Source organism: Streptomyces sp. NWU339, assembly GCF_003143855.1.
Taxonomy (GTDB): domain Bacteria; phylum Actinomycetota; class Actinomycetes; order Streptomycetales; family Streptomycetaceae; genus Streptomyces.
Window position 1 is genome coordinate 1 of the sequence record NZ_QFRK01000102.1, and the last position, 10,922, is coordinate 10,922.

Here is a 10,922-nt window from a genome sequence, read left to right on the forward strand (position 1 = left end):
CCCAGCGCCTCCRCYGCCGTCCGTACCGGATCGGTGCGCCTGCACCGGACCATGGAGCTGCCCTCCCCCTCCGACTTCCCCCAGGTCTGCGAGCGGATCCGGCAGGACGTCGCCGAGCGGGTGGCTCAGCTGACCGGCTTGCAGGTGGGAGAGGTCGCCCTCACCGTGCGACGACTGGTGACCACCTCCGGCGTGAACCGGGGGCGGGCCCGGTGAGTAGTTACCTCGGCCATGACCCAGATACGCCAGAAACCCGCCACGGAATGATCTTGGGGGCCTGAGCGGGCCCACCCGTCACCCGTTCAGCTCAGCGTCGTTGGTGGTGACGTTGGATGTCGTCCGGGGCGGGGTGGGCTGTGACCTCGATCGAGAGGACCGCGTATCCGCGGTTCAAGCGGCTGATCACCGCGCACGAGCTGCACTTGTTCTTCTCGCCGAGCCGTGACGAGGTCGAGTGGGCCGCCGCTCGTGCTGGCTGTGATGAGCACCTGCTGGCCCAGCTGCTCATGCTGAAGTCGTACCAGCGGATGGGGTGTTTCCCGAAGCTGGACGAGGTCCCGGACACGGTCGTCGACTTCGTGCGTCGCGCGGTGGACCTGCCGGAGGGCACGGTGCCGAGGGCGGCGAACCGTACAGCGGAGCGGCAGCGGACCGCCGTACGGCAGCGCACCGGCTTGTCGTACGACAAGGCGAAGGCCCGGAAGATCGCCGAGGCAGTGATGCGGAACGAGGCGGTGTCGAAGAACCGGCCGGCGGACCTGATCAACATCGCGTTGGAGAAGGTCGTCGAGGCCGGGCTGGAGCTGCCGGGCTTCACCACGCTGGACGCGCTCGCGGCGAAGGTCCGCACCGAGGTGAACGCCTCGATCTGCGTGGGCATCTACGACCAGCTCAGCGAGGCGCACCGGGAGCGGCTGCTGGCCCTGCTCTCGGACAAGGACGCCTCCGGCACCACGAAGTACAACAAGCTGAAGCAGTCGGCGAAGGCCCCGACGTGGTCGCACTTCCGCTCCCAGGCCGAGCACCTTGGGTGGGTGGACGAGCTGGGCGAGACCGGGGTGTGGCTGGACGGTGTCGCATCGGGGAAGATCACGGACTTCGCCGGTGAGGCGGACGCTGCGGACGCGCCGGGACTGCGGGACTACAACCTGATGAAGCGGCTCGCGCTGCTGGTGTGTCTCGTGCACAAGGCGCGGATGCGGGCCCGCGACGACCTGACCACGATGTTCTGCAAGCGGATCGCGTTGCAGGTCAAGCGGGCCAAGGCGGAGCTGGAGAGCATCCGGGAGCAGCAGCAGGCCATCGTCGAGGCGTTGATCGGGAATTACCGCACCGTGCTCCAGCACATCGACACCGACGGCCCAGTCCAGGCCGCACGGGAGAAGGCGGCAGCGCTGACGGCCGAGATCCTGGCGGCGGTCGGGGAACTCGACCAGGACGCGGAGGCCGGCGCTGTGGCCGCGCGGCTCAGCAGCGGGCTCGCGCTCGCCCTGCACACGATGGCGAAGGCCCTTCGGGTGCAGGCCGGCGCCCTGGGAGTGCCTGCGGCAGCGGTGGATGGTTTCGGCGGGTTCGAGGGGCAGTACGAGAGAATCGAGAAGGTCGCCGCCCACCATGGCAACTACTGGGAGGTGCTGCTGTACGGGCACCTGCTCAAGGACCGCTCCACGATGTACGACCTGACCAGCCGCCTGGAACTGACGACCACCTCGGAGGACAGCTGGGTCCTGGACGCGCTCGCGCACGCCCGCCGGTACAAGACCTCCCGCGACTACATCCCGGAACGGCACGAGGACGGCCGCCCGGTCGACATCTCGTTCGCCACGCTGAACTGGCAGAAAGCCGTCCGGGACAAGAACCGGCCCGGCGCGTTTGTCCGCAAGCACTTCGAGGCGATGGTCTTCGCCGCGCTCGCCGAGGAACTGCGCACCGGTGACGTCGCGGTGACCGGGTCCGAGGAGTACGCCGACTGGAGTGAGCAGCTGCTTCCCTGGGAGGATGTCGAGGCGAAGCTGGGCGATTACCTGGTGGAGGTCGGCCTCGCCGAGTCCGGCGACGATGCGCCGTACGACGCGGTGGCGTTCCGTCGGCAGCTGGAGGACAAACTCACTGCGGCCGCCGCGAGTGCGGATGCCGGGTACCCGGACAACGAGGGCCTGGTCATCGACCCTGAGACAGGTATCCCCTCTCTCAAGGCCCACCGCTCCGAGGGGCAGCGCGCCTCGGCGAAGGTGTTGGAGCAGGAGATCAGGGCGAGGATGCCGGAGCGCTCCCTGCTCGGGATCATCTCCCGCACGGCGTACTGGGTGGAGTGGTGGCGCCGCTTCGGCCCCGCCTCCGGCAACGAGCCGAAGCTGAAGGACCCCTTCGGCCGGTACGTGATCACCACGTTCGTCAAGGGCACCAACATGGGCCCCTACGAGGCCGCCCGCCACATCCCCGGTGTCAGCGGGCACGAGCTGTCGCTGTCCGCGAACCGGCACTTCTCCATCCCGACGCTCAACGAGGCGATCGCCGACCTGGTCAATGCGCACGCCCGCCTGGACATCTCCCAGGCGTGGGGCGACGGCTCCGCGGTCGCCGCGGACGGCACCCACATGGACACCTACCTCAACAATCTGCTGTCTGAGACGTCCGTGCGGTACGGCAAGCCGGGCGGCATCGCCTACCACCACATCTCCGACACCTACATCGCGCTGTTCACGCACTTCATCCCGTGCGGGGTGTGGGAGGCCGTCTACATCATCGAGGGCCTGCTCAAGAACACCTCCGAGCTGAAACCGACCACCGTGCACGCGGATACGCAGGGCCAGAGCTTCCCTGTCTTCGCGCTCGCGCACCTGCTGGGCTTCGACCTGATGCCCAGGATCAGGAACTGGAAGGGCCTGACCTTCTACCGGCCCACGAAGAGAGCCGAGTACGTGCACATCGACGCCTTGTTCGGGGAGCCGGGCCGCAACGTCATCGACTTCGACCTGATCGAGTCCCAGTTCCGGCACCTGATGCGGGTGGCCGTCTCCGTGCGCGAGGGCGCCATCTCCTCCACGCTGCTGCTGCGGCGCCTGCGGGCGGGCTCACGCAAGAACGCGACATACACGGCCTTCCGCGAGGTCGGCCGCGTCATCCGCACCGTCCAGCTGCTGCGCTACCTCTCGGACGCCCCGCTGCGCCGGCGGGTGACCGCCGCCACAAACAAGGTCGAGGCGTTCAACGGCTTCTCCCAGTGGATCGGCTTCGGCAACGGCGGCGTCATCACCGACAACGACCCCGTCGAGCAGGAGAAGACCGTGAAGTTCAACGCCCTGCTCACGAACGCGGTGATCTTCCACAACGCCCTGGACATCGCCGAGATCGTGCGCCAGCTCCAGGAGGAGGGCTACATCATCGCCCCTGAGGACCTCGCCCACATCTCGCCGTACTTGACCGAGCACATCCGCCGCTTCGGCGAGTACTCCACCCACGAACTCGGCATCCAGCCCGAGGCGTACGACCCGCACCTGGACGTCGACTTCAGCCCGCTCCAAGGCAACGACCCGCCCGCCCCGGACGGCTACGGCCAGGCGGCATGATCAGGAGAAGTCGGCCCTGGAGTCCCACTGGCTCAGACACCAGGGGACACCTGACCCGCCGGTAGGTTGGCGGGGCCCTACCGCCGTTCGGCTTCTGTTTGGTGCTGGCCCTGGGTGCGTGCCAGGACTCGATGGACGGTGGCCCGGCTGACGGAGAAGAACTCGGCGATGGTGTGCTCGCGGGTGGCGTGCTCCTTGACGAGGCCGGTCCAGCCAGCCCCGCAGGACTTGCCGCGTAGGTGTTGTAACAACTATAGTTACGACTAAACCCGAGGGACGAGGGAGGTGGAGTCCGACGTGAGCGCCAACAGCAGACTGACCATCGCGGCGCACACCCTGACATGGATCGGGCTGTATCAGCGGCGTGGCCACGAGGTCGCCACCTCCGAGCAGATCGCGACGAGCGTCAACACCAACCCAGTGGTGATCCGCCGCCTGCTGGGCGAGCTGCGCAAGGCCGGCCTGGCCGATTCACGGCGGGGTGCGGGGGCGGGCTGGATGCTCTCGCGGGACCTGGCGTCAATCACCCTGCTCGACGTCTACCGGGCGATCGAACCGGGACCGGTCTTCGCCCTGCATCGCGCGACACCGGACCCCGAGTGCGTCGTGGGCCACGGTATCGGGCCGGCGATGACCGCCGTGTACGACGACGTGGAGGCCGCCCTGCGCAGGGAGCTGGCCAAGACTACGCTGGAGGACGTGCTGCGGGACGTCTTGAAAGCCGCCTGACCTCGGACCGTCGACTTCCCCTGATCGAGGGGGGTCGCATTCCACGGCCATCGATGTAACCAAAATAGTTACACTAAGGAATTGGAGAATCTCATGGGACAACTGGACGACAAGACCGCCCTCGTCACCGGCGCCTCCAGCGGCATCGGCCTGGCGATCGCCCGCCGTTTCGCCGCCGAGGGCGCCACCGTCTACCTGACCGGGCGCCGCAAGGCCGCGCTGGACGCCGCCGTCGCGCAGGTCGGCGCCCGCGGCATCGCCATCCAGGCCGATGCCTCCGATCTCGGCGACCTCGACCGGGTCTTCGCCGAGATCGCGAACCGCAGCGGCCGCCTGGACATTGTGGTGGCCAACGCCGGGGTCGGGGAATACAGCCCGCTCGGCACGATCACCGAGGAAGAGTACGACCGCACTGCCTCGATCAATTTCAAGGGCACGGTCTTCACTGTCCAGAAGGCGCTGCCGCTGCTGACGGCCGGCGCCTCGGTGACGCTGATCTCTTCCAACTCGGCCCTGCTGGCCACCCCGGGCCTGGGCGTCTACGCCGCCTCCAAGGCCGCGGTCCGCAGCCTCGCACGCACCTGGGCCGCTGAGCTGGCCGGCCGCGGAATCCGCGTCAACGCTCTTACCCCCGGCCCTGTCGAGACCCCTGGCCTGGCCGAGCTCGTCGCCGCTTTTCCGCGCGACGATCGGCCCACCGCGGCCGAGCCCGCCCCGCCGACCCCGCTCGGCCGCTTCGGCCGTCCCGACGAGATCGCCGCTGCCGCCCTCTACCTGGCCGGCGATCAAAGCAGTTTCACCACCGGCGCGGAACTGCTCGTCGACGGCGGCGTCACACAGCTCTAGGCGGCGAATCGGCGAGGCGGGACGCATTCGACGCTCCCGGGCGTCTGAGCCGCGTACTTGCGACCGTCTCGCCAGGGCAATGGCTTCGACACAACAAGGAGTGCGTCATGAAGAGCGTGGTCCACTACCGGGCGGGCGATGCGGCAGCCGTCGCACACATCGAGGACCGGCCGGAGGCGCCGGCCCCTCGGGCCGACGAAATCCAAGTGCGTGTCAGCATCTCCCCGGCCCACCGCGGCGATCTGGTCGCGACGGAGACCGGCCTGCCGGACGGATCCGCGGGGCGCAGGCTGGGCACCGAGGCGGCGGGCGTGGTGACTGCGGTGGGTCCATCGGTGCCGGCGCTCCGTGTAGGCGATCGGGTAGCGGTCTTTCCGGCCCCGGGCGCATGGTCCGAGCACATCACCGTGCCGGCCGAGGCCGCCGTAGCCGTCCCGGACTCCCTCAGCGACGAAACGGCGAGCGTCCTGCTCGTCAACACCATCACCTCTCGTGACGTGCTCCGTGCGGTCGATGAGCTGAGGGCTGCCGCGGCAGCGCCGAGCGATTCTCCACTCCTCGTGTCGGGGGCCGCGTCCGCGGTCGGCAAGCTCATCGTTCAGCAGGCCCGCGACCGTGGCTGGCCCGTTGTCGCCGTCGTCCGCAGTGACCGTTCTGCGTCAACGGTCCGCACAAACTGGCCGGACGTGCCCGTCGTGGTCTCCGGAAGCGGCGGCTGGCAGCGCGAGCTGGAGGGGGCGGTCGGCGGGAGGCCGGTGCCGGTCATCGCCGATGCGCACGGCGGTCCCTTCGTGCGGGAGATCCTGCCCTTTCTCGACGATGGCGGGACGCTGGTCGTCTGGGGCGATCTAGCCGCGCAGCCGTGGACGCTCTCGACGTTGGAGCTGCTCATGCGGGAACTGAAGGTCCGCGCGGTGAGCATCACGCGCTGGGCGACCCGCCCTGGGGATATCCGGGCCGCCGATCGGCGAGCCGCCCTCCAGATCGCCGCGCAGCATCCACACCTTCTCGCCGTTCATGCCGCCTACCCGCTCGCCGAGCTGCCGAGCGCCATCTCGGCGGCGCGGACCAGCGGCACCGGCACCGTATTGCTCAAGCTGAACTGACCAAACCTGGACCGCAGGGGAGCAGTGACCTCATGGAATTCAAGACCATCGGCACCATCGGTGCGGGAGCACCAGCACAAGCCGTGGCCGCCCACGCGGCACGCGCCGGGCACCCGGTGCTGGTCAGCAACAGCCGCGGCCCCAGCACACTCGGCGACGCCGTCGCCGCCATCGGGCCCGGCGCCTCGGCGGCCACGTTCGAAGAAGCAGCAGCGGCCGACCTGGTCCTGCTCGCCGTCCCGTTCGGCGCGGTCCCCGCGGTCGGGCGGCGGCTCGGGGACTGGACGGGCCGAGTGGTGGTCGACATGACCAACCAGTTCGCCCGGTCCGACCCCTACCGCGGCTTCGCCGACGTCTCGCCGCTGACCGGCAGCGAGTGGGTCGCCCAGCAACTGCCCGGCGTCACGCTGATCAAGGCATTCAACGCCATGTTCGCCACCTATATGGCTCCCGATCCCCGGCACCAGGACGGCAACCAGGTCGTCTTCCTCGCCGGTGACGACGAGAGCGCCAAGGCCCCCTTCACACGGCTGCTGACCGAATTCGGGTTCGCGCCGGTCGACCTTGGCGCGCTGCGCGAAGGCGGGGCGCTCATGCAGCTCGGCGGGCCGCTGAGCGGCAAGCACTTCCTGTTCCAGGGCTGAGGCCCGACCGACACCTCAAGAGACGAAGAGACAAAGGACAAGGACGATGGCAACAGATACTCAGACCTCGCGGACCGTGGCCGAGAAGTTCCTGGAGCGCCTCGGCAGGCAGGACCCCGACGGCATCCAGGAACTGTTCTCCGAGGAGATCGACTGGCACGTCCCCGGCAGTGACGCACTGCCCTGGACCGGGCGCCGTACCCGCCAGGAGGAGGTCGCGCCGTACTTCACCACCATGTGGCCGCACTTCGCGCACGGCCAGAGCAAGGTCGTGCTGGAGCGCTTCATCGTCGACGGTGGTGACGTGGTGCTGCTGGCGGTCTTCACGCACACCGCCGTGACCAGCGGCAAGGAGTTCACCACACCGGTGGCCATGCACCTGGCGGTCGAGGACGGCCGAATCGTTCGCATGCACCTGTACGAGGACACACTGACCGTCGCCGAGGCGTTCAACGTCGGCTGAGCGGAGGGCACTCAGGGACCCCGCGGCCCGGGGCGGCCCGGCCGGGCATGTACGCATAGGGTCAGCCGAGACACGGCCGAAGCCGAAACGGAGAGCAGAACTCGCCCCCGGCCAATCGCTGCCGGTCAGCACGTTGGGGCGGTCGGCCTTCGGCGATGACTGCCGATCAGGTCCCCCAGCGATGCCAGGCCATCGGCCGGTGTCGCCATGTCGACCAGCGTGCCGCCCGCCGGGTCTGCCGCACTGGGGACTTGACCGGCGCCCACGAACTTTCGTCCCCCACCGTGTTCCGCCGGTCTCCGGCCTCCTCGCCCGGCTGAATGGTGTTCGCAAACGATCGTTTGCCGACAGGCAGGCGACGCGTCCAATGAACCCGTGCAATCCGGGGGTTCACGGCAGCGCGAATCCAATCAGATCCGATGGTGATTGCTGACAGGGTTTGACGACAGATAGGGTCCGATCCTCCGTATGGAAGGGGCCCGCGAGTGGCGAACCTGGTCTACAAGCGGGTCTCGACCGACCAGCAGTCGACCGTCCGGCAGAACCTCGTCCTGGATGAGGCCGGCATTGAGGACCCAGTCGTCTTCGAGGAGGACCCGGGAACCTCCAGCCGCCTCCACCCCCTTCAGCGGCCGAAGTTCCGCGAACTGCTCACCTACGCGCGGCCGGGCGACACTGTGCACATCTCCGAGATGTTCCGCCTCGTGCGCGGCACCGGCCACATCCTCGATGTGCTCGACGTCCTCCACCGCGACCAGGTGGCGCTGCGTATCCACGACGGCGCGTTCTCCGCGATGGACCTCACCGCCCGCCATCCGCGCACCGGCGAGCTGCTGTCCACCGTGAAGTTCATGGTGCAGACCCTCGCCGCCGCCGGCGAACTCCAACGCGACCTCCAGCGCGAGCTGACCTACGACGGACTGCGAGCCGCCGAGGCCAAGGGCAGCAAAGGCGGGCGCCGCCCCGCCGTGGCGGCCGACAAGACCGACGCCGTCCGCACCGCGTACCTGGAAGGCCGCTCCATCGCCGCCCTTGCCCGCGAGCACGACGTCAGCCGCGGCGCGATCCGCACAGCCGTCGCCGACCTCCTGCCCAACCACACCGCCATCGAGGAGGATGCCCCCGCGCCGGAGCTGCCGGTCACCCTCGATATGCCCGGCAAGGTCGCCGACTTCCTCCGCACCACCCAACTGGACCCCGCCGAGCGGGCCGCGCTCGACCAGGGGATGACCGTACGGCGCGGCCAGGGCTACACCCTGCGCGTCAGCGCCGTCCCCGCCGTGCACCGCCAGCTCCTCGACCGCTGCCAGCCGCTCGACGGCGCCCAGGGCATCCCGGCGGTCCCGGCCCAGCGCAAGGCCCGCCGCGAGTACGAGAACCGCGTCAATGCCCTCGCGGACGACACCCCGTAGTGAGTCGCCCGGCCTCCAAGATCACCCCATGGCGGGTTTCTGGCGTATCTGGGAACCGGCGCGAATCGCATCTGACGCGAACTGGAGGCATCTTGCGCCGCGCTGGCCGGTCAGGCGCCAGGAAGTCGCTGATCAGCGGATAGAGGGCTCACCGCATGCCTGCCGAGACGGTAGCGGACGGGCCGGACCCGTGTCGTTCCGCTTCACTCAATCGGATGGCTGACCTGTCGTTCCTCTCCGAGCCCCGCATCTGATGCGAGATTCTCGCGCTGGATGCGATCTACGGAGCGTGATGAATTGGCGGGCAAGGACGGGGCGACACCTGGGGTCGCGCGGCTGCACCTGGCCGACGGGGTGCCGCTTTTGCGGCCGGAGGAGCAGGTTTTCGAGGCGATGCTGGACGGCTGGCGCAACCAGCAACTGGCGCGGAACCTCGCGCTGTCGACCATCAACGGCCGTGAGCGGAAGGTGCGGGCGTTCGCCGCGCACGCGGACGCCTTCCCGTGGAACTGGTCCTCTCCGCTGGCGGACGAGTGGTTCGGCGACCTGCGGGCGGTCCGCGGCTGCGTCCGCTCGACATTGCGCGGCTACCAGGAGGCGGTGCGGCTGTTCTGCGACTACGCCACCGATCCGGCCTACGGGTGGGCGGCCGAGTGCGAGCGGCGGTTCGGGACCCATCCGATCCAGGTGTGTCACGAGTGGAACACCGCCGTGCACATGCAGGAGTGCGAGGCCGAGGCCCCGAAACGGGCCTTCACCCGGGACGAGTTGCAGGCGTTCTTCGATCACGCCGACGACGAGGTGAGCCGAGTCCGCGGTCGCGGCCGCAAGGGCTGGCTGCCCGCCTTCCGCGACGCGATGCTGTTCAAGACCGCGTACGCCTACGGGCTGCGGCGCAACGAGACGCGGATGCTGGACACCGCCGACTTCGGCCGCAACCCCGAAGGGGCGGAGTTCGGCGAGTACGGCGTCTGCTACGTCCGCCACGGCAAGGCCAAGAAGGGCTCGCCTCCAAAGCGCCGCAGCGTGCTGACCGTCTTCGACTGGTCGGCCGAGATCCTCGACCAGTGGGTCAGCGAGGTCAGACCCGCCATGCGGCACGCGGACGGGCCCGCCCTGTGGCCGTCCGAACGCGGCCGGCGGGTCGGCCTGCAACGGCTGGACTCCCGCTTCGCCGCCTACCGCGGCGCCCTCGGCCTGGACCCGGTCCTGGACCTCCACTCGCTGCGCAGGTCGTACGTCACCCACCTGATCGAGGACGGCTGGGACCCGCTGTTCGTCCAGCAGCAGGCCGGGCACGACCACGCTTCCACCACCTCCATCTACACCTGCGTGTCCTCCGACTTCCGCACCCGCACCCTGCGGCGGGCCCTGGACGCCACTATCGAGGCCGCGCTCCAGCCCGCGAGGAGAGCCTGATGAAACGCCAGGTCAGCTACCAGTGGCGGCTGCGCGAGCGAATGGCCGCCGCCGGGATGTTCACCACCAGCGAGCTCGCCCCGCCGCTCGCCGAGCGCGGCATCAACCTCTCGCTCTCACAGGTCCACCGCCTGGTCACCGGCACCCCCGAGCGCCTGTCGCTGCCGGTGCTGGCCGCGCTCTGCGACATCTTCGAGTGCACCCCGGCCGACCTGATCGCCACCAAGGCGGAGAACGCCGCCGTCCGCAAGGTCGCCACCGGCGACGCGGTCGTCGACCTGTCGGCGGTCCGTCCCAAGCGGGCCCGCATCCGGCCCGAAGGATGAGCCGCACCCGCGTCCGCGCCGAGGACCTGTTCTGCGCGCGATGCCATCGGGCCGTCCGCCTCGGGGCGGCCCACTGGCCCGAGGGCTACCTCTGCGCGGGCTGCTTCACCCGCGCCCTGGAGACCTACGGAACCTGCACCGGCTGTGGGGTTGAGCGGCTCACCCCGGGCCTCGCGCCGGACGGCGGCACGCTCTGCACCGACTGCGCCGGCGGCCTCGGCGACTTCACCTGCGAACGGTGCGGAAGGGAAGCCAGGCGCTACCGGCGCGGGGTCTGCGGCCAGTGCGTCCTGACCGAACGCCTCCGCGAACTCCTCGACGACGGCACCGGCTCCGTCCGCACCGAACTTCTCCCGCTGTTCGAGGCCCTGCGGCAGATCCGCCGCCCCTGGGGCGGCGGATCTGCCG

Annotated in this window: 10 protein-coding genes and 2 pseudogenes; 11 read left to right on the forward strand and 1 reads right to left on the reverse strand. The window is 69.5% G+C overall.

What is annotated here, in order from left to right:
* A pseudogene (locus tag DIZ27_RS42785) lies at nucleotides 1-216 on the forward strand (Asp23/Gls24 family envelope stress response protein); the annotation flags it as partial.
* 140 nt (nucleotides 217-356) lie between these two features.
* On the forward strand, nucleotides 357-3,569 hold the full coding sequence (locus tag DIZ27_RS42790; protein ID WP_181383988.1) for a Tn3 family transposase: 3,213 nt from the start codon (nucleotides 357-359) through the stop codon (nucleotides 3,567-3,569).
* A 77-nt stretch (nucleotides 3,570-3,646) separates the two neighbouring features.
* Here DIZ27_RS42790 and DIZ27_RS46375 read toward each other — a convergent pair whose 3' ends face one another.
* Nucleotides 3,647-3,820, reverse strand: a complete 174-nt coding sequence (locus tag DIZ27_RS46375) for a hypothetical protein (protein ID WP_181383989.1) — start codon at nucleotides 3,818-3,820, stop codon at nucleotides 3,647-3,649.
* 46 nt (nucleotides 3,821-3,866) lie between these two features.
* Between DIZ27_RS46375 and DIZ27_RS42795 the strand changes: the two genes are divergently transcribed.
* The 9 genes and pseudogenes from DIZ27_RS42795 to DIZ27_RS42835 form a co-directional block, all read left to right on the forward strand.
* A complete protein-coding gene (locus DIZ27_RS42795) occupies nucleotides 3,867-4,298 on the forward strand; it encodes an Rrf2 family transcriptional regulator (RefSeq protein ID WP_109383697.1) in 432 nt (143 codons plus the stop codon).
* A gap of 93 nt (nucleotides 4,299-4,391) precedes the next feature.
* Entirely contained in the window at nucleotides 4,392-5,144 is a 753-nt protein-coding gene (locus DIZ27_RS42800) for an SDR family NAD(P)-dependent oxidoreductase (RefSeq protein WP_109383690.1), read from the forward strand.
* Nucleotides 5,145-5,251: 107 nt separating this feature from the next.
* Complete coding sequence (locus DIZ27_RS42805) at nucleotides 5,252-6,250, forward strand: zinc-binding dehydrogenase (protein WP_109383691.1); 999 nt, start codon at nucleotides 5,252-5,254, stop codon at nucleotides 6,248-6,250.
* Between the two features lie 32 nt (nucleotides 6,251-6,282).
* Nucleotides 6,283-6,894 carry an NADPH-dependent F420 reductase gene (locus tag DIZ27_RS42810; RefSeq protein ID WP_109383692.1) on the forward strand — a complete coding sequence of 204 codons (612 nt, stop codon included), beginning with the start codon at nucleotides 6,283-6,285 and terminating at the stop codon, nucleotides 6,892-6,894.
* Between the two features lie 46 nt (nucleotides 6,895-6,940).
* A complete protein-coding gene (locus tag DIZ27_RS42815; RefSeq protein ID WP_109383693.1) occupies nucleotides 6,941-7,357 on the forward strand; it encodes a nuclear transport factor 2 family protein in 417 nt (138 codons plus the stop codon).
* A 485-nt stretch (nucleotides 7,358-7,842) separates the two neighbouring features.
* Entirely contained in the window at nucleotides 7,843-8,769 is a 927-nt protein-coding gene (locus tag DIZ27_RS42820) for a recombinase family protein (RefSeq protein WP_109383694.1), read from the forward strand.
* 273 nt (nucleotides 8,770-9,042) lie between these two features.
* Entirely contained in the window at nucleotides 9,043-10,188 is a 1,146-nt protein-coding gene (locus DIZ27_RS42825) for a site-specific integrase (protein ID WP_109383695.1), read from the forward strand.
* Nucleotides 10,188-10,514, forward strand: a complete 327-nt coding sequence (locus tag DIZ27_RS42830; protein WP_109383696.1) for a helix-turn-helix transcriptional regulator — start codon at nucleotides 10,188-10,190, stop codon at nucleotides 10,512-10,514. The genes DIZ27_RS42825 and DIZ27_RS42830 overlap by 1 nt, the downstream gene beginning before the upstream one ends.
* A pseudogene (locus DIZ27_RS42835) lies at nucleotides 10,511-10,922 on the forward strand (hypothetical protein); the annotation flags it as partial. The gene DIZ27_RS42830 and the pseudogene DIZ27_RS42835, both read left to right, overlap by 4 nt.